This is a genomic window from Klebsiella sp. K4, from assembly GCF_014596785.2.
GTDB classification, from domain to species: domain Bacteria; phylum Pseudomonadota; class Gammaproteobacteria; order Enterobacterales; family Enterobacteriaceae; genus Klebsiella; species Klebsiella pneumoniae.
This window is the reverse complement of the sequence record NZ_CP115021.1, coordinates 3,398,584-3,421,233: the sequence shown is the minus strand read 5'-3', so window position 1 is coordinate 3,421,233 and position 22,650 is coordinate 3,398,584. Positions and strand designations below refer to the sequence as shown.

The 22,650-nt window shown below is 57.0% G+C and carries 20 protein-coding genes, 1 tRNA gene and 1 pseudogene; 8 read left to right on the top strand and 14 right to left on the bottom strand.

Annotated features, from left to right (window positions below; all coding sequences use genetic code 11):
• Positions 1–67: 67 nt before the first annotated feature.
• The 3 genes from IB144_RS17185 (at position 68) to IB144_RS17175 (ending at position 3,288) form a co-directional block, all read left to right on the top strand.
• Positions 68–155, top strand: a tRNA-Ser gene (locus IB144_RS17185).
• Positions 156–458: 303 nt separating this feature from the next.
• The gene (locus tag IB144_RS17180; RefSeq protein WP_040216653.1) at positions 459–2,885 is read left to right on the top strand and encodes a glycogen/starch/alpha-glucan phosphorylase; all 2,427 of its coding nucleotides are present in this window, start codon (positions 459–461) and stop codon (positions 2,883–2,885) included.
• A gap of 64 nt (positions 2,886–2,949) precedes the next feature.
• Positions 2,950–3,288 (top strand): STAS domain-containing protein, encoded by a 339-nt coding sequence (locus IB144_RS17175; RefSeq protein WP_040216652.1) that lies wholly within the window; start codon positions 2,950–2,952, stop codon positions 3,286–3,288.
• 38 nt (positions 3,289–3,326) lie between these two features.
• Here IB144_RS17175 and IB144_RS17170 read toward each other — a convergent pair whose 3' ends face one another.
• On the bottom strand, positions 3,327–4,136 hold the full coding sequence (locus IB144_RS17170) for an EAL domain-containing protein (RefSeq protein ID WP_074440792.1): 810 nt from the start codon (positions 4,134–4,136) through the stop codon (positions 3,327–3,329).
• A 117-nt stretch (positions 4,137–4,253) separates the two neighbouring features.
• Positions 4,254–4,472, bottom strand: a pseudogene (locus tag IB144_RS17165) (cyclic diguanylate phosphodiesterase); the annotation flags it as partial.
• A 64-nt stretch (positions 4,473–4,536) separates the two neighbouring features.
• Here IB144_RS17165 and IB144_RS17160 point away from each other — a divergent pair.
• The gene (locus IB144_RS17160; RefSeq protein WP_002898472.1) at positions 4,537–4,725 is read left to right on the top strand and encodes a hypothetical protein; all 189 of its coding nucleotides are present in this window, start codon (positions 4,537–4,539) and stop codon (positions 4,723–4,725) included.
• A 169-nt stretch (positions 4,726–4,894) separates the two neighbouring features.
• On the opposite strand, the gene IB144_RS17155 is transcribed toward IB144_RS17160, so the two are convergent.
• The 5 genes from IB144_RS17155 to IB144_RS17135 all read right to left on the bottom strand — a co-directional run bounded on the left by IB144_RS17155 (position 4,895) and on the right by IB144_RS17135 (position 11,693).
• Positions 4,895–5,860 carry a PDR/VanB family oxidoreductase gene (locus tag IB144_RS17155; protein WP_065888820.1) on the bottom strand — a complete coding sequence of 322 codons (966 nt, stop codon included), beginning with the start codon at positions 5,858–5,860 and terminating at the stop codon, positions 4,895–4,897.
• 57 nt (positions 5,861–5,917) lie between these two features.
• Positions 5,918–7,366, bottom strand: coding sequence for an NAD-dependent succinate-semialdehyde dehydrogenase (locus IB144_RS17150; RefSeq protein ID WP_048279392.1), 1,449 nt, complete (start codon positions 7,364–7,366; stop codon positions 5,918–5,920).
• 18 nt (positions 7,367–7,384) lie between these two features.
• On the bottom strand, positions 7,385–8,509 hold the full coding sequence (gene yeaW / locus IB144_RS17145) for a carnitine monooxygenase, oxygenase subunit YeaW (RefSeq protein ID WP_002898571.1): 1,125 nt from the start codon (positions 8,507–8,509) through the stop codon (positions 7,385–7,387).
• A gap of 36 nt (positions 8,510–8,545) precedes the next feature.
• Positions 8,546–10,153, bottom strand: a complete 1,608-nt coding sequence (locus IB144_RS17140; RefSeq protein ID WP_004183615.1) for a BCCT family transporter — start codon at positions 10,151–10,153, stop codon at positions 8,546–8,548.
• Between the two features lie 454 nt (positions 10,154–10,607).
• Positions 10,608–11,693 (bottom strand): tartrate dehydrogenase, encoded by a 1,086-nt coding sequence (locus IB144_RS17135; protein ID WP_048270547.1) that lies wholly within the window; start codon positions 11,691–11,693, stop codon positions 10,608–10,610.
• Between the two features lie 82 nt (positions 11,694–11,775).
• Here IB144_RS17135 and IB144_RS17130 point away from each other — a divergent pair, with 82 nt between their 5' ends.
• Positions 11,776–12,738 (top strand): LysR substrate-binding domain-containing protein, encoded by a 963-nt coding sequence (locus IB144_RS17130; RefSeq protein ID WP_188006548.1) that lies wholly within the window; start codon positions 11,776–11,778, stop codon positions 12,736–12,738.
• Here the strand turns inward: IB144_RS17130 and IB144_RS17125 are convergent.
• The 4 genes from IB144_RS17125 to puuD all read right to left on the bottom strand — a co-directional run bounded on the left by IB144_RS17125 (position 12,735) and on the right by puuD (position 17,161).
• Entirely contained in the window at positions 12,735–14,015 is a 1,281-nt protein-coding gene (locus IB144_RS17125; RefSeq protein ID WP_002898585.1) for an FAD-binding oxidoreductase, read from the bottom strand. The genes IB144_RS17130 and IB144_RS17125 overlap by 4 nt on opposite strands.
• Before the next feature lie 2 nt (positions 14,016–14,017).
• Positions 14,018–15,505, bottom strand: coding sequence for an aldehyde dehydrogenase PuuC (gene puuC / locus IB144_RS17120; protein ID WP_040216643.1), 1,488 nt, complete (start codon positions 15,503–15,505; stop codon positions 14,018–14,020).
• A gap of 320 nt (positions 15,506–15,825) precedes the next feature.
• A complete protein-coding gene (puuR, locus tag IB144_RS17115; protein ID WP_002898590.1) occupies positions 15,826–16,383 on the bottom strand; it encodes an HTH-type transcriptional regulator PuuR in 558 nt (185 codons plus the stop codon).
• Positions 16,384–16,408: 25 nt separating this feature from the next.
• A complete protein-coding gene (puuD, locus tag IB144_RS17110; RefSeq protein WP_020802183.1) occupies positions 16,409–17,161 on the bottom strand; it encodes a gamma-glutamyl-gamma-aminobutyrate hydrolase in 753 nt (250 codons plus the stop codon).
• Between the two features lie 225 nt (positions 17,162–17,386).
• On the opposite strand from puuD, the gene IB144_RS17105 reads away from it, so the two are divergent.
• Entirely contained in the window at positions 17,387–18,808 is a 1,422-nt protein-coding gene (locus IB144_RS17105) for a glutamine synthetase family protein (protein WP_002898595.1), read from the top strand.
• A gap of 353 nt (positions 18,809–19,161) precedes the next feature.
• A complete protein-coding gene (locus IB144_RS17100; RefSeq protein WP_023341273.1) occupies positions 19,162–20,553 on the top strand; it encodes an APC family permease in 1,392 nt (463 codons plus the stop codon).
• Between the two features lie 118 nt (positions 20,554–20,671).
• Here the strand turns inward: IB144_RS17100 and IB144_RS17095 are convergent, their stop codons facing one another.
• Positions 20,672–20,794 carry a small membrane protein gene (locus IB144_RS17095; RefSeq protein ID WP_002898600.1) on the bottom strand — a complete coding sequence of 41 codons (123 nt, stop codon included), beginning with the start codon at positions 20,792–20,794 and terminating at the stop codon, positions 20,672–20,674.
• A gap of 256 nt (positions 20,795–21,050) precedes the next feature.
• Here IB144_RS17095 and IB144_RS17090 point away from each other — a divergent pair, with 256 nt between their 5' ends.
• Positions 21,051–21,272, top strand: coding sequence for a hypothetical protein (locus tag IB144_RS17090; protein ID WP_002898602.1), 222 nt, complete (start codon positions 21,051–21,053; stop codon positions 21,270–21,272).
• Between the two features lie 20 nt (positions 21,273–21,292).
• On the opposite strand, the gene IB144_RS17085 is transcribed toward IB144_RS17090, so the two are convergent.
• Positions 21,293–22,081 carry an SDR family oxidoreductase gene (locus IB144_RS17085; RefSeq protein WP_048270549.1) on the bottom strand — a complete coding sequence of 263 codons (789 nt, stop codon included), beginning with the start codon at positions 22,079–22,081 and terminating at the stop codon, positions 21,293–21,295.
• 115 nt (positions 22,082–22,196) lie between these two features.
• The gene (locus tag IB144_RS17080) at positions 22,197–22,646 is read right to left on the bottom strand and encodes a helix-turn-helix domain-containing protein (RefSeq protein ID WP_032103568.1); all 450 of its coding nucleotides are present in this window, start codon (positions 22,644–22,646) and stop codon (positions 22,197–22,199) included.
• Between the last annotated feature and the right edge of the window lie 4 nt (positions 22,647–22,650).

The window sequence follows — 22,650 nt, the reverse complement described above, 5'->3', positions numbered from 1 at the left end:
TTTAAGGCAGTTGATCAAAATGATGCTTTACAGCATCCGTCGAGGTGTTTATAGTGCGCCTCACACCGGAAGTGTGGCCGAGCGGTTGAAGGCACCGGTCTTGAAAACCGGCGACCCGAAAGGGTTCCAGAGTTCGAATCTCTGCGCTTCCGCCATATAAAAGAAGGGGTTACCGAAAGGTAACCCCTTTTTGCTTTTACCTGTAGCCGTCCTGACTGCACTTCACCTTCACCTCCCGACTCCGCAAACCCGCCATGTCTGTAGTGCTATCGCTGGCGAAAAGGTGACGATCAATCCATTGCAAATGGTTGTTATTTTAATTATTCAGCCTCTTGTTATAAACGGCAATGGTGCTGAGGAATAAAAACCATGCGGTAAAATATCTTCGTCTATACTTGGAAAAATGATGATTTACCTGCCATGGTTTTTACGCAGATACAGAGACCAGAGAGGTCAGCATGCCTGACATTAACCCGCAAAATATCAAAGAATTACGGGCGTTGGTTGAACAGCAATTACAGTACACATTGTGTGTTAGCTTAAATAAAGCTACGAATGGCGATATTTTTAACGCGGTGGCGCTGGCCATTCGTCATTTTCAACAGGACCATTTTTTGTTGAGCCAGAAGCGGCAACGTGAAGAACGTAAAAAGCGCGTTTACTATCTGTCGATGGAGTTTTTACTGGGACAGTCGCTGCGTAATAACCTTTTGAATATGAATTTACTGGCGGAGATGCACCAGGTGGTGAATGACCTGGGGTTTGATCTTGACCACCTTCTTGACGAAGAGCCCGACGCCGCGCTGGGTAACGGAGGGTTAGGGCGCTTAGCCGCCTGTTTTATCGATTCGATGGCCACCCTTGATATTGCCGCATCCGGGCATGGCATCAAATACGAATATGGTCTTTTTCGCCAATCCTTTCAAAATGACCAGCAGATCGAGCATCCGGATGACTGGCATTCCATGCACTCCCCGTGGCTGGTCGAACATCATGCTCAGCAAATCCTGATCCCGCTGGGAGGCTATATTGAACACAGCGAAGATGTTGATGGCAATTACAATCCAATGTGGCTGGGCTGGAAAACGATTATCGGTATACCCCATGACTATTTCGTTTCCGGTTACCGGGATACGACGACCAACAAGCTGCGGCTTTATAGCGCGGTGGCCTCTGACTCCTTTAATATCCATATTTTCAATCGCGGTGATTATATCAAGGCGGTGAGTGATAAAATCGCGTCGGAGAATATTTCAAAAATACTCTATCCATCCGATGAGGTGCTGACCGGAAAAGAGCTGCGGCTGACGCAAGAGTATTTTCTGGTGGCCTGTACGCTGCGGGATATATTTCGCGACTATGCCGAGGTTAATGACGATATTACTTTCCTGCCGCAGCATGTGGCGATTCAGCTGAATGACACCCATCCGGCATTAGCGGTGGTGGAGCTGATGCGTATCCTCGTCGATGAATACCGGCTGCCCTGGGAGCAGGCGTGGGAGATAACGCAAAACACCTGTGCCTACACGAATCATACGTTGATGCCGGAAGCGCTGGAGACCTGGCCGGTGACGCTGTTTGAAAAACTGCTGCCGCGTCATTTGCAAATTATATTTGAGATCAACCATCGTTTCCTTGAAGAGGTGGCCCGGCGCTGGCCGGATAAAAATCATCTGTTATCTTCGCTGTCTTTAATCGACGAACATCACGATAAGCAAATCCGTATGGCCAATCTGGCGATTGTCGGTAGCCATCGCGTGAACGGGGTAGCATGGCTGCATTCGGAACTGGTCAAGAAACAACTGGTGCCCGACTTCTATTTTATGACCCCGGAGAAATTCATTAATCAGACCAACGGCGTCACGCCGCGACGCTGGGTGCAGCAGGCTAACCCCGGCCTGGCCGCTTTTTTGCACCAACAGCTGGGGGAAGGGTGGCCAACCGATTTACCCTTGCTGTCCAGTCTGGAAAGCCTGGCCGATGATACTGCTGTTATTGATAATATCCGGGCCATTAAATTTGCCAACAAAACCGCGCTCAGCCAGCTGGTCGCTCAACGCTATGGCATCGTCCTCGATCCGCTGGCGATGTTTGATTGTCAGGTCAAACGTATTCATGAATATAAGCGTCAGTTGCTCAATATTCTTCATGTGATCGCGCTTTACCTGGATATCAAAGAGACAGGGAAAACTATCGCGCCTAAGGCGCATTTGTTTGCGGGTAAAGCGGCGCCGGGCTATCGGATGGCGAAGCTGATTATTCAGTTGATTAATACCGTCGCCCGGAAAATTAACCGCGACCCGCAGGTCGCCGGACAGCTTAAAGTGGTTTTTCTCGAAGATTACAAAGTCTCGCTGGCGGAAAAAATCATTCCGGCCACAGACCTCTCCGAGCAAATTTCCACCGCCGGGACCGAGGCGTCCGGCACCAGCAATATGAAGTTTGCCATGAACGGCGCGTTAACCATCGGCACCTATGATGGGGCGAATATCGAAATTCGCGAGGCCGTGGGGATCGATAATTTTTATCTGTTTGGCGCCGTGGCGGAAGAGATTGAAGAGAGCCGGCGCCTTGGGCATCACCATAATTTCTATCATCAGAACCCGGCTATGGCGCGTGTTGTCGATACCCTCGTGTCTGGGTTGTTCACCAGCGATCGTGAGCTGTTTGCACCCCTTCACCACATGTTGACTGAGGGCGATCATTACTGTCATTTACTGGATTTCGACAGCTATTGCCAGGCGCAGCAGCAGGCGATGATCGATTTTGAACAGCCGGAACAATGGCACCGTCGGGCCTTACTCAATATTTGCCGGATGGGCGAATTTTCCAGCGACAGAACCATACGTGGCTACGCCCGGGATATTTGGGGTATCACCAGCTAAAGAGCGAACACGCCGGGCTAAAAAGGGACTCGTCGACGGATATCAGTCACTATTGAGGATGAGCATGAACGTTGAATTACATACCGAGCAGGGCGTAAAAATTATTGTACCTCTTGTGCGCCGACTGGATGCTTCCGTCGTGCAGGCGTTTAAGCAGCAGGTTCTGGAGGCTATCGACCCGGATACCAAAAACGTGCTGCTGGATCTGAACCACGTCGATTTCATCGACAGTAGCTGCCTTGGCGCGCTGGTTTCCATTCTGAAAAGCGTCAACGGTCAGGGCGAGCTGGCGCTGTGTTCACTCAATGACACGATTAAAAATCTGTTTAAGCTCACCCGCATGGATCGCATCTTTTCTATTAAGGAGACTCGACAGGATGCGCTGAACACGTTCACTCAGTGATGACGTCGGTGCAGACCCGCGGGTGATGGGTCGCTCGCTTATTCTTCGACAATCCGCGCCTTCGGTTTGCTCAGCAGGAGCATCACCAGCGCGACGTAGGGCATCGGCTTCCAGAAATAGTAGCCCTGCAGCAGATGAATATTCTGGCGATTAAGATATTCCAGTTGGGCCTGGGTTTCGACGCCCTCGGCAATAATGCGCAGTGACAACGTCCGGGCCATCTCTATCACGCAGTCCAGCAGCTTGCTTGACGGCGCCTCACCGGTCACGCGGGCGACAAAGCTCTGATCGATTTTGATATAGTCGAAAACCAGCTCGTGGAGACAGGAAAGCCCGGAATAGCCGGTGCCAAAGTCGTCCAGGGCGATGGAAAAACCGCGATTGTGCAATGTATTGAGTTTGTCGACAACCACCCCGTTGAGCAACAGCGGTTCCTGTTCAGTGATCTCCAGCATCAGCTTCACCGCTTTACCCTCAAAACCGTGCTGAAAGTGCAGGCAATCATCGATAAACGTTGGGGCGTTAATGTGTGACGCGCTGATATTGAGGCCAATATGAAACCCATCCGGTAGTTTACTAAAGAGTGGTCTCATCTGCGCGTTGACCTGCGCCATCAGGCTGCGGGTTAGGGGAATAATTAAGCCGGTACGTTCGGCCAGCGGAATAAATTCCGCTGGCGAGCGCGATGGCGTCGTGCTGTTTTGCCAGCGGGCGAGAATTTCCACGCCGTATATCTCTCCGGTTTTCCCATTCACCAGCGGCTGATAGTAGGGAACGATATAGCCCTGATTGATGGCGTAGCGCAGTCTTTCCTCTTCAGAGGTATAAACATTGAGATATTTACGCATCAGGAAATAAAACAGCAGCGAAACTGAGAAAATAAAGATCAACAGACCGGAGCCATTATGGACTAAGCGGCCGGGGCTAAAGAAAAGTGAATCAGGGTAGGTAATGCGAAATGGATAGGCAGGTGAGGTAAAGACGCCCTGGTGTGGGTCAGCAGCCAGCGGCTTAACATCGCCATATCTGGCAATCATTTGGTTCTGCACCCAGAGTGCCAGCCCGTTGTTATCGGTATCGCTATATAGTGCATCACGCAGATGGATGTCGCTGATAGTGACAATCACCCGGATCGCCGCTACGCGCGCCTGATAGATCAGTACCGGCCGTTTATTGACCATCATTCTGGCCGGGAGCAGTAACAGAGGGTCATCAGGCAAAGACTCAGGGCTAAGTGTCAGAACCCGGTTGCCAGTTAATGACGAACACGCCAGCAAGAAATACCATCAGCGCCAGGGAAAAGGCAATCACTCGCAGCCGGTGGATGAAGAGACGGCGTTGTTTCTTGGCGATCGCACCGTCAGCCAGGCCGCGTGGCAGCCCGGCGCGATGGTGCGACTGACGGTCAGCGGCAAGGCGCGGGTATTTAGCGGCTAAACCCTGAGCAGGCGGCGCCGGCTATCGCCGGTGCCGCACAGAAAGCTAATCAGGCGGAGGATGAAGCCGATAGTATCCGCGCCACTGACCTCGTCGCCATGGAGTGGTAGTACGTTGGAACAATTCCGCGGGGTCAGTCCATCTCACCGCCGTTTTGCCGGTGTGCGCTTTACAAATCCAGCACTAACCGGCCGCCTTTAGCGCGTGAGCAGCAGATCAGCATACTCTGCTGGCTGGCTTTCTCTTCCTCGCTGTAATACTGATCGCGGTGGTCGGCTTCCCCCTCCAGAATCATCGTTTCGCAGGTGCCGCACACCCCTTCTCGGCACAGGCATTCGACCTTTGCCGCTTTGTTATTCTCGATCACCTGCAAAATGGTCATATCCTGCGGCACGGTAAATTCGCGTCCGGAACGCGCCAGCACCAGGGTAAATGCCTCTCCGCTTTTATCCTCAAGGATAAACTGCTCAAAGTGCAGCTGGCTGGCGGGCACCTGATGGCGTTCGGCGGCGGCTTTCACCGCCTCGTTAAGCGCCGCTGGGCCGCAGGTATACACGTGGGTTCCTGGCTCGAGGTCGGCGAACAGGCGCGGTAGGTCGAGACGGCTGCCGAGCGCTGATACATGAACATTGACCCGATCGCGCCATGGCGCAGCGCTGAGCGCATCGACGAAAGCATTACTGTCGGCGTCGTGAAAACAGTAATGCAGCTGCCAGTCGGCCTGCCGCTGTTCCAGTTCCGGAATATGCGATAAGAATGGCGTAATGCCGATGCCGCCGGCGATCAGCAGATGTTTTCGCGCCTGTGGTTCGATGGCGAACAGATTGTTGGGCGTGGACACCGTCAGGGTATCGCCCGGGCGCACCCGCTGGTGCATAAAACGCGAGCCGCCTTTGGAAGCCGACTCAAGACGCACCGCAATCTGCCAGCTGGTGGTATCCAGCGGCGAGCTCATCAGCGAATAGGCGTTACTGTAGCGCTGCTCGCCATCCTGCATCTGGACGATAATATGGCTGCCGCCGCTGAATGCCGGCAGCGGGGCGCCGGTCGGCGACACCAGCGTAAAACGCTTCACAAGAGGGGTGATCTGTTCAACATCGCGAACGACCGCCTCAAACATTTGATAATCAGACATCGCTGAACTCCATCAAAAAATCCCGGCGTGGCTAGCGCCATCGCCGGGAGAGCACATTTACAACCCCTGGCAGAGATACTTCATCTCCAGGTAATCTTCGATTCCGTGTTCCGACCCTTCGCGGCCAAGACCGGACTGCTTTACCCCGCCAAACGGCGCGACCTCGTTGGAAATTAGCCCGGTATTGATACCGACCATGCCGTATTCCAGCTGCTCGGAGACGCGCCAGATACGGGCGGCATCGTTGCTGTAAAAATAGGAGGCGAGACCGTAGATGGTGTTATTCGCCTGCTCGATGACCTGCTGCTCATCGTCAAATTTCACCAGCGCCGCCACCGGGCCGAAAATCTCTTCCTGCAGCAGCAGTGACCCCGGCTGTACGTCGCCGATCACCGTAGGGGTGAAGAAATTACCGCCCAGCGGATGCGCTTTACCGCCAGTTAACAGCGTGGCGCCGCGGCTCAGGGCGTCGTCGAGCAGGGACTGCACTTTGCGCCCGGCCTCGGCGTTGATCAGCGGGCCAATCTGTACATCGGACTCGCTGCCATCGCCCACTTTCAGGGCGGCGACACGGGCGACGAACTTATCGCAGAATTGGTCGTAGATGGCGCGATGAATATAGAAGCGGTTGACGCAGACGCAGGTTTGTCCGGCGTTGCGGAACTTGGCGATCAGCGCGCCCTCGACCGCTTTATCGATATCGGCGTCGTCAAAGACGATAAACGGCGCGTTACCGCCGAGCTCTAAAGAGAGCTTTTTGATGGATTCCGCGCACTGGCGCATCAGCACGCGGCCAACTTCGGTCGAACCGGTAAAGGAGAGCTTACGCACCCGCTCATCGCCGGTGAACACCGCGCCAATCTCTCGCGACTGGCCGGTAACGACGTTAATGACGCCCTGCGGGATCCCGGCCTGATTCGCCAGATCCGCCATCGCCAGCGCGGTAAACGGCGTTTCGTTAGCCGGCTTAATCACCATCGTACAACCCGCGGCCAGCGCCGGGCCGGCCTTCCGGGTGATCATCGCCGCCGGGAAGTTCCACGGGGTGATCGCCGCGCAGACGCCTACCCCCTGGCGGATCACCATCAGGCGTTTATCGGCGCCGGGGGAGGGGATTATCTCGCCGTTGGCGCGTTTCCCTTGTTCGGCAAACCACTCGATAAACGAGGCGGCATAGGCGATTTCGCCTTCCGCTTCCGCCAGCGGCTTGCCCTGCTCGGCGGTCATTATCTGCGCCAGCGCGGTTTTGTTTTCGAGGATCAGGCGGTGCCAGTTTTTCAATAGCGCGGCGCGCTGAGCGGCGGTGAACGCGCGCCAGTCCGGCAGCGCGGCCGCGGCGGCATCCACTGCCTGTTGCGCTTCCGCACGCCCCATATTGGGGATCTGGCCGAGCGTCGCGCCGGTGGAAGGATTGCTGACGGCAAGCGTCGTGCCGTCGGCGGCGTCGCGCCAGCTTCCGGCAATCAGCGCCTGCTGGCGAAACAGATCTGAGTGAAACACAGACATAGTAAGCTCCTTCAACGATTACGGCTGGAACACCTGGGCGACCAGATTGTGGAAATGCGCGATCCCGTGCTCGGAGATACCGCTGCCGCTGTTATCCGCCATAATGCGCCCCTGGCCGCGATAGCCGCGGGACTTCAACCCCTTCTGCACGCTTTCCACCAGGCGTAAATCTTCCGGGCGGAACACGTCGCGATACCACTCAATCAGCGCTTTCTGATCGTCAGTCAGCTCTTCGTTGGTGAAATAGATGTCGTAATTCTGCAGAGTGGTCTCTTCATCCACCGGGAATTCATAGATAACGGTCATCATGCCCTTGATCGGCGTGACGTTGAACATGGTGCACGGCCACAGCCAGAAACCGTGAAACGCGGCGTCGGTACCCTCTTCGAATTTAAACGACTGCTCGGACGGTTTGGCGAAGCCATACTGCAGCGTCCATTTGCCGTGCATGGTGTGCCAGTAGCGGTCAACCTGGACGGAATCCGAGAAGCCCGGGTGCGCCGGACCGCAGTGGTAACATTCCAGATAGTTATCGACGATATTTTTCCAGTTCGCCGGGGTGAGGGTGGTAAAGCGCGCCGCCAGTTTCAGATCATGCACGTCCGGACAGGCTTCCAGCACTTTGTCCTGCAGCCCCGGTAGCTGCGTTTCCACACTCTCCGCTTCCGGATTCATATTGATAAACACAAAGCCGGCATACTCTTCCAGGCGAACCGGCACCAGCGTTGCCTTTTCGCTATCGAAATTCGCCACGTTTTCGCAGTTGCGGGCGTGGGCGAGATTGCCGTCCAGCTTGAAGGCCCAGGCGTGATAGGGGCAGGTAATCACGTTTTTGGCTTTGCCTTCGCCGCTCAGTAGCTGGTGGCCGCGGTGTGGGCAGACGTTATAGAAGGCGCGCAGAATGTTGTCGCGGCCGCGGACGATAACGATATTTTCGCCGATGATCTCCCGGGTAATGTAATCGTTCGGCCGGGCGACCTCGCTGCCGTGGGCAACGCAAATCCAGCTATTGGCGAAGATGCGCTCTTTCTCGTGCTCAAACGCCTGGCTGTCGGTATAAAAACGGGCCGGAATGGTCCAGGCATCCTGCGGATTAGCGCAAAAGTTAATCGGCAGGGTGAAGTCAGGGCTCAAATTGCTCATGTAGGGTCTCCTTGTGATTATTGTCAGTAAGAGGTTTTACAGCGACTGGCCGTCGCCTTTGAGTACCGCGCCAACCGGCAGCGTCTCGGCTTTAATAATGGGCTCGGGGGTATGGGTTTCTATCTGATGGACCGGAACGTGGGCGTAGTCCTGTTTTAACCAGCGCACGAAGCCGCCGGTTTTAATCAGTAAAATGGCCAGGAACGGTAGGGCGGTCAGCACCACGGTGGTTTTCATGGTCTCAAGCGAAGCGCCGGTAAACAGAATCGACAGCGGGATGAGGGTGATCACCACGCACCAGAACAGGCGCATGCCGCGATCCGGATCCTCGCCTTCGCGCAGGTTGCGGGTACTGGTCGCCGCCATGGTGTAGGCCACCGCATCCATGTGCGAGGCGAGGAATACAATCATCACGAACAGATAGGCGGCGAGGAACAGCTTACCTGCCGGCAGCGACATCAGGACCTGCTGGACGGCGGTTTCGCCGCCGAGAGTCTGCATCACCTGTGGTACGTTAATCACGCCGTTAACGAACTGGTGCATGGCGTAGCTTTCCATCACCCCGAAGAAAAACCAGCAGCCGGCGGTGCTACCGAGGAGCAGTCCCCAGATCACCTCTTTGATTTTGCGCCCGCGGGAGACGCGGGTGACGAACATCGCCACGCCTGGGGTATAGGAGATCCACCACAGCCAGTAGAAGACGGTCCAGTTGCGGGTAAAGGCGCCGTCGCCGAGCGGGTCGGTAAACAGGCTCATCTGCAGGAAGTTTTGGGTCGTCAGGCCGACGGCGTTAATGACGTTATTGGTGATGAATTCGGTCGGGCCAACCAGTAATACCACCAACGGCAGCAGAAACGCCCCCCAGCCGACCATTTTGCTCAGGCGCTGCAGGCCGTTGTTGATGCCAATCCACGAACTCATGCAGAAAATACCGCCGGAGAGCAGGATCACAAATGCCTGCACGGTGAAGTTATCCGGCAGTCCGGTCAGCGCTGACAGGCCGCGGGTGAAGGTGGCGGCGGTGACTACCAGCGAAATGGTTAACGCGCCGACGGTAGCGATCAGGAACATCAGATCGACCAGACGGCCCCAGAAACCTTGCGGATTAACGCCGGTGATCGCCGAAACGATCCCGGAGAGGCTGAGGCCTTTATTTTTCCGCACGTGGAAGTGATAGGCCATGATCAGCGAGGCGAGGGTATAGGTTGCCCAGGCGCTTACCCCCCAGTGGAAGAAAGAGTATGGGATGCTGTATTCCAGCGCTTTCGGCGATTGCGGGGCAATGTTAAGGCCCGGGGTCTGGTAGTAATAAGCCCATTCGGCAACGCCCCAGTACAGCGTGGAGGAGCCGAGACCGGCGCAGATAAACATAAACAGCCATGAGAGGGTACTGTATTCGACTTTACCTTCGCCGAGACGGATATTGCCGTATTTGCTGGTGGCCAGATACAACACCAGTCCCAGCGCCAGTAGCACCAGTACCTGTACCGTGGAACCCAGCAGGCGGGTCACGCCGTTAAAAATCGAATCAGCCGCCTGCGCGGTTTGCTGGGGGAAGAGACTTAATGTAGCGGCGATGAAAACAATGGCCGCCAGGCTGATGGCAATCAGCGGCACATCTTTTTTCTTTACGTTGCTCAACATGAGTGATCTCCTGGGCATGATTGCCCGTCGGTGGCTTTAGCCTGTCGTTGTTATCACGCTGTAGGGTCAGGGTTCGTAGCAAAATGCTATTAACAATTGGATTATTTCTTCGTTACATGAATTAAACAATTGGCCGTTTCGTGAAGCAATAAAACACGAAACGGAAATAATAAAAGGTGAATTGGCGCAGGTTCTGTCCTTTCAGGAATTAATAAAGTTCACCGCTGTGATGCGGTTCACTTGTCAATCGTGGGGGATTCTGCATAGCGAAAAGAGAGGGGAGTTGGCGGACCAGGCGCGCGGGTTTTCCCGGGTAGCGGCTGCGCCTTACCCGGGCTACTTGCTGTGCCGTTTTTTTGCCGGGTGGCGGCTGTGCCTTACCCGGCCTACTCACTACATTATCGTGCCATTGTAGCCCCGGTAAGCGCAGCGCCACCGGGGAGCGGCGGAGTAATTACGCCAAAATGGCCTTGCAGATAGCCTCGCTAACCTGCTGCGTTGAGGCACTGCCTTTCATGTCCGGAGTTTTCGGTCCGCAGGCGATCGTCTGCTCAATCGCCGCCAGAATGCCATCGTGAGCGGCGTGGTAGCGCTCATCGCCGTTGCCGAGGAAATCGAGCATCATCGCCCCGGCCCAAACGGTGGCGATCGGGTTGGCGATATTTTTACCGTAAATATCCGGCGCCGACCCGTGAACCGGTTCGAACAGCGACGGGAAATTGCGCTCCGGATTGAGATTGGCCGATGGCGCAATACCGATAGTGCCGGTACAGGCCGGGCCGAGATCGGAGAGAATATCGCCGAACAGGTTAGAACCCACTACCACGTCGAAACGCTCCGGCTGCAGCACGAAACGGGCGCACAGGATATCGATATGCTGCTTGTCCCAGCGAATTTCGGGATAGTTTTTGGCCATCTCTTCCACCCGCTCATCCCAATAGGGCATGCTGATGGCCAGGCCATTGGATTTGGTTGCGGAGGTCAGCGTTTTGCGTGGGCGGCTTTGCGCCAGCTCAAAGGCGTAGCGCAGGATCCGGTCAACGCCGCGGCGGGTGAAGACCGACTCCTGAATCACCAATTCATGCTCGGTGCCTCCATTGGCGCGGCCGCCGAGGGCGGAATATTCGCCTTCGGTATTTTCGCGCACCACGTAAAAATCGATATCGCCGGCCTTTTTACCCGCCAGCGGGCAGGGGACGCCGGGGAACAGGCGCACCGGGCGCAGGTTGACGTATTGGTCAAACTCGCGGCGGAACTTCAGCAGCGACCCCCACAGCGAAATGTGGTCGGGAACGGTATCCGGCCAGCCGACGGCGCCGAAGTAGATAGCATCGAAGCCCTGCAGCTGCTCGCGCCAGTCGTCCGGCATCATCTTGCCGTGATGGGCATAATATTCGCAGCTTGCCCACTCCATCTGCTCGAAGCTCAATGACAGATCCCAACGCTGCGCGGCGGCTTGCAGCACGCGAATCCCTTCAGGCAGCACTTCTTTGCCAATTCCGTCACCCGGGATGGCGGCAATACGACAGGTTTTTTTCATTCCGGTTCTCACTTTTTAACGATGATGTTTGACCACCTACCTATCCTATAATTGACTAGTTCATAATTAATCACGCTAACTGGTGAAACATAAAACACAGATCATGAATAATCTGCCGCTGCTAAATGATTTACGCGTCTTTATGCTGGTCGCTCGCCGGGCCGGGTTCGCCGCCGCCGCCGAGGAGCTTGGCGTATCGCAGGCGTTCGTCAGCAAGCGGGTTTCGCTGCTGGAGCAAACCCTGAATGTGATGTTGCTGCACCGGACCACCCGCCGGGTCACCATTACCGAAGAGGGGGAGCGGATCTATGAATGGGCGCAGCGCATTTTGCAGGATGTCGATGAGATGATGGATGAGCTTTCCGACGTGCGCCAGGTGCCGCAGGGAACGCTGCGTATTATCAGTAGCTTCGGCTTTGGCCGTCGGGTTGTCGCCCCGGCGCTGTCGGCGCTGGCTCTCCAGTACCCGCAGCTGGAGCTGCGTTTCGATGTCCAGGACCGGCTGGTGGATTTAGTCAATGAAGGGGTGGATCTCGATATTCGCGTCGGCGACGATATCGCACCGAATCTGATTGCCCGCCAGCTGGCGGCCAATCACCGCGTACTCTGCGCCTCGCCGCAGTTCCTTGCCCGCTATGCGCCGCCGAAACAGCTGAGCGATCTGGCCGCGTTACCCTGCCTGGTGATTAAAGAGCGCGATCACCCGTTCGGCGTCTGGCAATTGCATAGCAAAGAGGGCCAGCACGCCATCAAGGTAACCGGGCCGCTCTCCTCCAACCATGGTGAAATTGTGCATCAGTGGTGTCTGGACGGGCAGGGGATTGCGCTCCGTTCGTGGTGGGACGTCCGGGAGAATATCGCCAGCGGACATCTGGTGCAGGTGCTGCCGGACTACTGGCAGCCGGCCAACGTCTGGGCGGTTTACGTCTCCCGGCTGGCGACGTCGGCTAAAATTCGCACCACCGTGGAGTTTCTGCGCCACTACTTTCAGCAGCACTATCCGCAGCATGAGCCGACGGCCAGCGCCGTCGGCAGAGGCGATTAAACCCCAAGGCGGTCGCGCAGGCTGTAGTAGGCGGCGCCCATGGCGGTAAAAGGAATGCGCAGGCTGCGGCCGCCCGGGAACGGGTAGTGCGGCAGTTTGGCGAAGGCGTCGAAACGCTCGGCGTCGCCGCGCAGCAGCTCTGAAATCAAGCGTCCGGCAAGGTGGGTACAGGTCACGCCGTGGCCGCTGTAGCCCTGCATGTAGTAAATATTGTTATCGAGACGCCCGAACTGCGGCATCCGCGACAGGGTTAGCAGGAAGTTTCCCGTCCAGCGGTAGTCAATTTTCACCCCCTGCAGCTGCGGGAAGGTTTTCAGCAGTTTCGGCATAATCAGCCGCTCCACGTCGTCCGGATCGCGCGCGCCGTAGACTACACCGCCGCCGTACAGCAGACGGTTGTCGCCGGTCAGACGGTAGTAGTCCAGCAGGTAGTTACAGTCTTCCACACAGTAGTTTTTCGGGATCAGCGAGCGGGCGACCTCTTCCGACAGCGGAGCGGTAGTGACCACCTGGGTGCCGCACGGCATGCTGCGTTTCGCCAGCTCCGGCTCCAGTTTATCGCCGAGATAGGCGTTGCCGGCGACGATCACGTAGCGCGCGGTGACCTGGCCGCGCGCGGTGCTGACCACCGCCGGGCTGGTGTGCTGGATGCGGGTGACCGGCGACTGCTCATACACCCGGCCGCCGTTCAGGCGAATGGCATCCGCTTCGCCGATGGCGAGGTTCAGCGGGTGAATATGGCCGCCGCTGTGGTCGAGCAGGGCGCCGACGTAGCGGTCGCTGTCCACTTCGCGACGAATGGCCTCTCTGTCCAGCAGCTCCAGCTGGGTGTTGCCGTAGCGCTCCCAGTTGGCTTTCTGCTCTTCCAGGGTTTCCAGCTGTTTATGGTTCATCGCCACGAACAGGCCGCCCGGGCGGTAATCGCACTGGATCTGATACCGCTGGATGCGTTCGCGGATGATATCGCCGCCTTCGAACATCATGCTGCCGAGCATTTTTGCCGCATCCGGGCCGTAGTTCTTTTCAATGACGTCGATATCGCGGCTATAGGAGTTGACCAGCTGCCCGCCGTTGCGGCCGCTGGCGCCGAAGCCGATGCGCGCCCCTTCCAGCACCACCACGTCGTAGCCCATTTCGGCCAGATGCAGGGCAGACGAGAGGCCGGTGTAGCCGCCGCCGACGACGCAGACGTCACAGTTGATGGATCCCTCCAGCGTCGGGAACGGTTCATACTTGTTGGCGCTGGCGGCATAGTAGCTAGTGGTATGTTCAGTCATGATCAAGACTCCAGGGCAATCCAGATGGTTTTCAGTTCGGTGAATTTTTCCAGTGCGTGCAGCGATTTATCGCGCCCGTTGCCGCTCTGCTTGTAGCCGCCGAACGGAACGGTCATATCACCATCGTTATAGTTGTTGACGAAGACCGAGCCGGCCTTCAGGCGGCGGCTCATGCGGTGGGCGCGGGAGAGATCGCGGGTCCACACCGCGGCGCCCAAGCCGTAGTCGCTGTCATTGGCGAGCTTTAGCGCCTCTTCTTCGCTTTTGAAGCGGGTCACCACCAGCACCGGGCCGAAGATCTCTTCCCGGCTGAGGGTTGATGCCGGGTCGACGTCAACGAAAATGGTCGGGCCAACGGCGGCAGGCCACGGGTTTTTCCGTCCGTCGAGGAACAGGGTGCTTTGGCTTTCGCCGCCGCGAATAAAGCTATGCACGTTGTCGGCATGGGTATTGTCAATCAGCATGCCCATGGTGGTGTCCGGATCGAGCGGGTTGCCCGGCTGCCAGTGTTGCGCCTCAGCTTTCAGCCGCGCCAGGAACTCGTCAGCGATGCTCTCCTCGAGCAGCAGACGGGTCCCGGCGATGCACACCTGTCCCTGGTTGTAGAAGATGCCGCCGGCGGTGGCGCTAACCGCTTGTTGCAGATCCGGGCAGTCGGCAAAGACAATGTTGGCGCTCTTGCCGCCCGCTTCCAGCCACACGCGCTTCATATTACTGTCGCCGGCGTCTTTCAGCAGCTGCTTGCCGGTGCGGGTGGAGCCGGTGAAGGTGATGACTTCAACATCAGGATGCAGGGCCAGCGCCTGCCCGGCCTCGTGGCCAAAGCCGCTGACCACGTTCAACACGCCGTCCGGCAGGCCGGCCTCTTTCGCCAGCCCGGCCAGCCGCAGGGCGGTAAGCGGCGATTTTTCCGAGGGTTTGAGGATTACGCTATTGCCCGCCGCCAGCGCCGGGCCGAGTTTCCAGCAGGCCAGCAGTAGCGGGAAGTTCCACGGCACCACCGCGGCGATCACGCCAATTGGTTCGCGAACGATCATCGCCAGCTCGTTGCTGCCGGTGGGGGCCACTTCGCCATAGACTTTATCCAGCGCTTCGGCATACCAGCGAATGGCGCGGGCGGCGCCGGGAATATCGTCGCGCAGGCTGTGGCGAATCGGTTTGCCGGTATCCAGCGTTTCCAGCAGCGCCAGCTCTTCACGATGGGCCTCCATCAGATCAGCAAAGTGAGTGAGAACCACTTTACGCCGGGCCGGAGAGGCTTGCGACCAGTCGCCGTTATCAAAAGCCTGGCGCGCGGCTTTCACCGCCCGTTCGACGTCGGCTTTTTTACCGCGGGCGACCTGGGCTAATGTCTGCTGCGCGGCAGGGTCGATAGTCTCAAAGGTGGTATTATCGGCCGCGGCGCAATATTCGCCGTTAATAAATAAGCGCGTTTCAATGGCCAGGTTTTTCGCTTTTTCCTGCCAGTAAGCCAGGTGCTGAAAATTCATCATGACTCCTTAAAAACATTATCGGCAAATTAATCAGTGCGGCGTTTTCAGGCTGCACGGGGGCACTGCGTCGGGCGCAGGGCATAGCGTATCCCCGGAGTTGAATACCGTTTTATTCTCCTGAGTTTTGACGGGTTGTTTGCAACCCGAATTATTCAGGAGCGAGTCGCCATTCACTGGCGTTAATTATTTCAGGGCCAACAGGAAATAATATTCCGTACGGCGCAGACGTTATTACTACGAGTTCTTCGCCGCGACGAAAATAGATTTTCCGTCGCGACAGGCCTGAAGTAAGCCTGAACCTCGTTCAGGCGAAATAATCAGAATGTGGTGGGGGTGTGGGCACTGATGATGCGGCAGATGCCTGCCGAGGTGTTGCTGAAGCTGTGCGGAATGCCGGTATTAATGGCATAGCTCTGTCCAGCCACCAGGTGGTACGACTGACCGTTAATGGTCAGCACGATCTCACCTTCCAGTATGGTGCCTATCTCCTCACCCTGATGCTTAATCCTCTCCCCGGTCGTGGTTCCAGGCTGGTAAGTTTCAAAAATCATCGCCAGCGTACGGTTCGGATTTCCGTTATGAACCAGCTTCATGGAAACGCCCTGACTTCCCATCTCAATCAGGTCATCCTGATTAATGACCACCTGGGGTTCATCCGGCTTTTCGGGTTCAGAAAAGAATTCCGAGAGCGACAGCCCATAGACTTTCAGCAGCTTTTGCAGCGTACTGATGGCAGGACTGACTTTATCCTGCTCTATGGTGCTGATGGCACTATGTGTTAACCCAGACAGTTCGGCGGCACGACGCTGTGAGAGACCCAGCTGTTGGCGGATCTCTGACAGACGTTTCCCTGGCGCCAGTCCGTCATCGCTCATATTTGCATTTCCTTAACGGTAGTGGTCAGCGCCGCCGCTTTTCAGCATGATGGCCCTGACAGGCGGTGATAAAACCATCAAACAACATACGCGACAGGGCGTATTCGCTACTGTTCCATTCTGGATGCCACTGTACGCCCAGCGCGAAAGGATGATCGTTCACGCTGACCGCTTCCACCAGTCCATCCGGCGCTCGCGCCTCCACGCGCAGCTGCGGACTGAGGGTTTTTGCCCCTTGCCCATGTAGCGAGTTTACCCAAAACGTGTTGCAGCCCGGTATCAATTGCGACAGCAATCCTCCTTCCTGAACCTCAACCTGATGGGACGGCGCATACTGCTGCTCGACGGGCAGTTCAGGATCTTCGCGATGTTCAAGGAGCTCAGGCTGCTCGAACAGACGACGATACAGAGTCCCGCCGGTGGCGACAACCAGTTCCTGCAGTCCACGACAGATGGCGAAAATGGGGATGCGCCTTTCGAGCGCGGCGTTAATCAGCGCCATGCTCAGAAGATCACGCCCGGGGTCGGCGTCAGGCTCATCGCCGTTTTCACCATAAAGGTGCGGCTGCACATTGCTGGGGCTGCCTGGCAGGTAGATCCCGTCCAGTTTATCAACGACCGCGTTCAGTAGCTCCGGCTCCGCCAGCGCATGAGGCAGGGCAATCGGCAGTCCGCCGGCGTTAACAATTGCATTCAGGTACTTTTCTTGCAAGGTCTGGGTCTGGTGACCCTTAAGCCTGTTTCTACACATCACGACGCCAATAACTGGCTTGTACATTATATTTTCCATGATCGCCCTCACAAAGTGGACTAAATTATGACCGCTATAGCGGGTTTAACGGCCATATCGTTCAATATTTTCTCAATCTAGCAGTGGAAATAGCCCTTTGCAAACTTAATTTAACATTTGACAAACAATTTATTTGCATACACAGTCGATGGGGTGGACATTATATTTAACGGTCTGAGTGCAGGACCGAAACCCAACCAACGGCGGTGAATCATGGAAACCAATATCGTAGAAGTTGAGAATTTTGTTCAGCAAACGGAAGAGAGACGGGTTAGCGCGTTCGCGAAAGAAGTGAAGCGCTACCTCGAAACCTACCCTGATACCCAGTATGTCGATGTCCTCCTCACTGACCTGAACGGCTGCTTCCGCGGCAAGCGCATCCCGGTTGCCGGCCTGAGCAAACTGGAGAAAGGTTGTTATTTCCCGGCCTCGGTGTTTGCGATGGATATTCTCGGCAATGTGGTGGAAGAGGCCGGTCTGGGCCAGGAGATGGGCGAGCCGGATCGCAGCTGCATCCCGGTTCCCGGCACCTTAACCCCTTCGGCGGCTGACCCACAATCGATAGCCCAGGTACAGCTAACCATGGTTGATGAAGATGGCGCTCCCTTTGACGTTGAGCCGCGGAACGTACTCAACCGCCTCTGGCAGCAGTTGCGCCAGCGCGGGCTGTTCCCCGTGGTAGCGGTAGAGCTGGAGTTCTATTTACTGGACCGCAAACGCGATGCCGAAGGCTACCTGCAGCCGCCGTGTGCGCCGGGCACTGACGATCGCAACACCCAAAGCCAGGTCTACTCGGTCGATAACCTTAACCACTTCGCCGACGTGCTCAACGACATCGACGAGCTGGCGAAACTGCAGCTGATCCCCGCCGATGGCGCGGTGGCGGAAGCCTCGCCGGGCCAGTTTGAAATCAACCTTCACCATACCGATAACGTGCTGGACGCCTGCGATGATGCGCTGGCGTTAAAACGTCTCGTGCGTTTGATGGCGGAGAAGCATAAGATGCACGCCACTTTTATGGCGAAGCCTTATGAAGAGCATGCCGGCAGTGGGATGCATATCCACATCAGCATGCTGAACAATAAAGGGGAAAACGTGCTGGTGGACGGCGATGGGGAAGACTCTGCGCTGCTCAAACGCGCGCTGGCCGGGATGATCGATCTGATGCCGGCCTCGATGGCGCTGCTGGCGCCGAACGTGAACTCGTATCGCCGCTTCCAGCCGGGGATGTACGTCCCGACGCAGGCTTCGTGGGGGCATAACAACCGCACCGTCGCGCTGCGTATTCCGTGCGGCGAGCGGCAGAACCACCGCGTGGAGTATCGCGTGGCGGGGGCGGATGCCAACCCGTATCTGGTGATGGCGGCGATTTTCGCCGGCATTCTGCACGGGCTGGATAACCCCCAGCTGCCTTTACAGGAAGAGGTGGAAGGTAACGGTCTGGAACAAGAGGGCCTGCCGTTCCCGATCCGCCAGAGCGATGCGCTGTGGGAGTTTATGCAGAACGATCACTTGCGTGAGCGCCTCGGCGAGCGTTTCTGCCATGTTTTCCATGCCTGTAAGCATGATGAATTACTGCAGTTTGAGCGTCTTATCACAGAAACCGAAATTGAGTGGATGTTGAAAAACGCCTGATGGTCGCCCCGCGAGGGGCCCATAAGTTTGGTAATCAGTAGCATCATACGGCCTGAGCGGAGCCTGGCCGACGTTTTTGCTGGGAGCCCAGCCATTTCCCGGATGTCGCGTTAAGGAGCGCAGGCGGCAACGGGGCTTCAGTTAACGACACAGTGTGTGACGAGGAAATGAGATGATGCAGATGTTCAAATATCCGCAGGGAGAGGGAGGCCGCTCAGGCCGCATTGGATGCCAGCCAGCTACCGCTTACCGGTCCGTCTTACCCTTTTATCTATGCCTTACCCCTTTGCTAAGCAGGTTTGTCACGCGGACGTTGGGCCCGCAAACTGTTAACAGCAAGGGGGGGATGGGCGATGGCTATTAATCCTCCGGCGCATAACGCCGCTCAGGCGGGCAGACCGCGTCTGCGTAAATCCCTCAAACTCTGGCAAGTGGTGATGATGGGGCTGGCCTATCTGACGCCAATGACGGTGTTTGATACCTTCGGCATCGTCTCCGGCATCAGCAATGGCCACGTTCCGGCGTCTTATCTGCTGGCGCTGGCTGGCGTGCTGTTCACCGCCATCAGCTACGGCAAACTGGTGCGTCAGTTTCCGGAAGCCGGTTCCGCCTATACCTACGCGCAAAAATCCATCAGTCCGCACGTCGGCTTTATGGTCGGTTGGTCGTCGCTGCTGGATTATCTGTTTCTGCCGATGATCAACGTCCTGCTGGCGAAGATCTATCTCTCGGCCTTGTTCCCCGAAGTGCCGCCGTGGGTGTGGGTAGTGACCTTTGTCGCTATTCTGACCGCCGCGAACCTGAAAAGCGTTAACCTGGTGGCCAACTTCAATACCCTGTTCGTGCTGGTGCAGATTTCGATCATGGTGGTGTTTGTCATTCTGGTGGTGCAGGGGCTGCATAAAGGCGAGGGGGTGGGTACCGTCTGGTCGCTGCAGCCGTTTATCAGCCAGAATGCGCATCTGATCCCGATTATTACCGGCGCGACCATTGTCTGCTTCTCGTTTCTCGGCTTCGACGCGGTGACCACCCTGTCGGAAGAGACCCCTGACGCCGCGCGAGTGATCCCGAAGGCAATTTTTCTCACCGCGATGTACGGCGGCATTATCTTTATCGTCGCGTCGTTCTTTATGCAGCTGTTCTTCCCGGATATTCATCGCTTTAAAGACCCCGATGCCGCGCTGCCGGAGATTGCGCTGTACGTGGGCGGCAAGCTGTTCCAGTCGATTTTCCTGTGCACCACCTTTGTTAACACCCTGGCGTCCGGCCTGGCCTCCCATGCCAGCGTCTCCCGTCTGCTGTACGTGATGGGCCGCGACAACGTCTTCCCGGAGCGCATTTTTGGCTATGTGCATCCGAAATGGCGTACCCCGGCGCTGAACGTGATTATGGTGGGCATCGTTGCGCTGTCGGCGCTGTTCTTCGACCTGGTGACCGCCACCGCGTTGATTAATTTCGGTGCGCTGGTGGCCTTCACCTTCGTTAACCTGTCGGTGTTCAACCACTTCTGGCGGCGCAAGGGGTACAACAAAACCTGGAAGGATCGACTGCATTATCTGCTGCTGCCGATGGTCGGGGCGTTGACGGTCGGGGTATTGTGGATCAATCTCGAGGCCACCTCCCTGACGCTCGGCCTGGTGTGGGCGGTGCTTGGTCTGCTGTACCTGACTTATCTGACCCGACGCTTCCGCAAACCGCCGCCGCAGTTTGATGCCGCTAAAGCGGAGCAGGCCTGGGAGTCATAGGTTCTGAGGCATAAACTGAACGAAGGCAGGCCCGCAGGCCTGCCTTCGTGTTGGCTTCGGTAAGGGACAGTACAGGACGGTAAAGAAATCAGCAGAAAACGGTGGGGAACGGAAGGTATTATTTCTTCTTTTTATGGACAGGTAACTGACTGGCGCGCCGCTCTTTGAGGTACGACACCAGGCTGTAGATGGCGACGCCCAGCAGCGCCACCGCGACGATAAAGAGAATAAGACCCGACATAGACCAACCTAATATTCTGTTTGGAAAGGGAAAAAGATACAGGGCTCTGTGTGAAGATAACATCGGGATATGTCTGAAAGATGACGCCTCATCGCGAGAATATCCGGCGGCGGGGTTGTGATAAAATATTTCCCGCAGGGATGTGACCGCCTGGGTTTCACCTGAAATGGCGTAACACTCCGTTAAGTGATTTTACAGAAGTGCGGCCTACAGCGAGTTACGCTGACCGCGAATAAGAACGATCTGAGAGTCAGTCATGTATAAGAAAACCCTCAGCCTGCTGGGCGTAGCGTTGGCGCTGTCTGCCTTCGCCAGTCAGGCTGAAAGTGAACGTCAGGCGAGCCGCGAGCGGATCGTGGAGCAGGTCCTCAAGCCGTGTGAAGGCAAAAAGGCGGGCGATAAGGTGGTGATTACCGATCGCCGCGGCGGCGAGCACGAGGCGATCTGTACCCTGACGGCGGTTCCGCTACCGGAGTAGCGCCCGCCGCACGGTGCCGCTTATCGATACCGCGGCGCAGGCTGTCCGGTTCGCGCGCTGGTAAACAGCGCCACTCTGGACTGCTCAAAAGTCTCCCACAGTCCCAGGTCATGAACCGGTGGTAAGGTGACCTGTTCCCCCATCTCCAGCCCCCTGAGAGCGGCGTCAACCAGATCCTCGGTGGTCATTACCGTGCCGCTGGGCAGAGCGTCCAGCGCCACGCCGGAGGTCGGCCACAGATCGGTAGCGGTCGCCGCCGGCAATACCGCCTGAATACGCACGCTGCTGTCGGCAAACTCCTCCTGCAGGCCGCGGGTGAAGCTCAACACCCAGGCTTTGCTGGCGCTGTAGACTGCGCTGCCCGGCAGCGTATGCAGCGCGAGGATAGAGGCAATATTGATCAGCGTCCCCCGGCGTCGTGGGGTGAAAGCGGCCAGCGCGGCATAGCTCAGACGCAGCAGCGCGGTGGTGTTGAGCGTATGAATCGCCTGGTGCTCGCGTGGCGTACTGGCGAGAAAACCCGCCAATTTCGCGGTGCCGGCGTTGTTAATGAACAGGTCGATGGCGGGATCCTGCTGCAGACGCTGCTCTACGGCGGCAATCCCGTGCTCTTCGCTAAGATCGGCTTTGAGGATGCTTGCCTGGATGGCGTAGCGCGCCTGCAGCTGGTCGGCGAGCGCCTGCAGACGGTCTTCACGACGGGCGGCGAGGATCAGGTTGTAGCCGCGGGCGGCGAGTCGTTCGGCATAGATCGCGCCGATACCTGAGGACGCGCCGGTGATAAAAGCTGTGTGCGATGGTTGGGTCATGAGAAACGCCTCGTAAAAGGTTGCATTATTAAACCAAATTCAGCATGAGATATTAGGTTTAATAATGCAACCATTTTGCCAGGACTTTTTCATTTTTGCCTGTCGCGGGCAGCGTTTAGTCGTTCAGCGGGATAGCGATGGTGATGTCCGCCGGGGCCAGCTCACGGCCATCCGCCGCCTGCAGGACCAGCTTACGCAGGGGCTGGCGCTGCTGGCGGTCAATGAGCCGGGTCGCCGGTTCGTCAGGATCGAACAGATAGTCGTCTGCCCACTGGGAGAGGGCGACCAGCACCGTTTGCAGGGCACGGCCCTTATCGGTCAGGACATACTCCTGCCAGGCGCTGCCGTCGGAGGCCGGCTGCAGGCGCAGGATGCCTTCATCCAACAGCATTTTCAGCCGCCCGGCGAGCATGTTTTTGGCGATACCGAGGTTTTTCTGGAATTCGCTAAAACGGCGCACCCCGCGCAGAGCATCGCGGACGATCAGCAGCGACCACCAGTCGCCGATAACGTCGAGGGAGCGGGCGATAGGGCAACAGCTGTTTTCCAGACGGGTACGTTTCACGAAA

Excerpts from the sequence above, each read along its gene's own strand:
- IB144_RS17180 (WP_040216653.1), top strand. The coding sequence starts at position 459 with ATGCCTGACATTAACCCGCAAAATATCAAAGAATTACGGGCGTTGGTT.
- IB144_RS17175 (WP_040216652.1), top strand. The coding sequence starts at position 2,950 with ATGAACGTTGAATTACATACCGAGCAGGGCGTAAAAATTATTGTACCT.
- IB144_RS17170 (WP_074440792.1), bottom strand. The coding sequence starts at position 4,136 with ATGCGTAAATATCTCAATGTTTATACCTCTGAAGAGGAAAGACTGCGC.
- IB144_RS17155 (WP_065888820.1), bottom strand. The coding sequence starts at position 5,860 with ATGTCTGATTATCAAATGTTTGAGGCGGTCGTTCGCGATGTTGAACAG.
- IB144_RS17150 (WP_048279392.1), bottom strand. The coding sequence starts at position 7,366 with ATGTCTGTGTTTCACTCAGATCTGTTTCGCCAGCAGGCGCTGATTGCC.
- yeaW (WP_002898571.1), bottom strand. The coding sequence starts at position 8,509 with ATGAGCAATTTGAGCCCTGACTTCACCCTGCCGATTAACTTTTGCGCT.
- IB144_RS17140 (WP_004183615.1), bottom strand. The coding sequence starts at position 10,153 with ATGTTGAGCAACGTAAAGAAAAAAGATGTGCCGCTGATTGCCATCAGC.
- IB144_RS17135 (WP_048270547.1), bottom strand. The coding sequence starts at position 11,693 with ATGAAAAAAACCTGTCGTATTGCCGCCATCCCGGGTGACGGAATTGGC.
- IB144_RS17125 (WP_002898585.1), bottom strand. The coding sequence starts at position 14,015 with ATGACTGAACATACCACTAGCTACTATGCCGCCAGCGCCAACAAGTAT.
- puuC (WP_040216643.1), bottom strand. The coding sequence starts at position 15,505 with ATGAATTTTCAGCACCTGGCTTACTGGCAGGAAAAAGCGAAAAACCTG.
- puuR (WP_002898590.1), bottom strand. The coding sequence starts at position 16,383 with ATGAGCGATGACGGACTGGCGCCAGGGAAACGTCTGTCAGAGATCCGC.
- puuD (WP_020802183.1), bottom strand. The coding sequence starts at position 17,161 with ATGTACAAGCCAGTTATTGGCGTCGTGATGTGTAGAAACAGGCTTAAG.
- IB144_RS17105 (WP_002898595.1), top strand. The coding sequence starts at position 17,387 with ATGGAAACCAATATCGTAGAAGTTGAGAATTTTGTTCAGCAAACGGAA.
- IB144_RS17100 (WP_023341273.1), top strand. The coding sequence starts at position 19,162 with ATGGCTATTAATCCTCCGGCGCATAACGCCGCTCAGGCGGGCAGACCG.
- IB144_RS17095 (WP_002898600.1), bottom strand. The coding sequence starts at position 20,794 with ATGTCGGGTCTTATTCTCTTTATCGTCGCGGTGGCGCTGCTGGGCGTC.
- IB144_RS17090 (WP_002898602.1), top strand. The coding sequence starts at position 21,051 with ATGTATAAGAAAACCCTCAGCCTGCTGGGCGTAGCGTTGGCGCTGTCT.
- IB144_RS17085 (WP_048270549.1), bottom strand. The coding sequence starts at position 22,081 with ATGACCCAACCATCGCACACAGCTTTTATCACCGGCGCGTCCTCAGGT.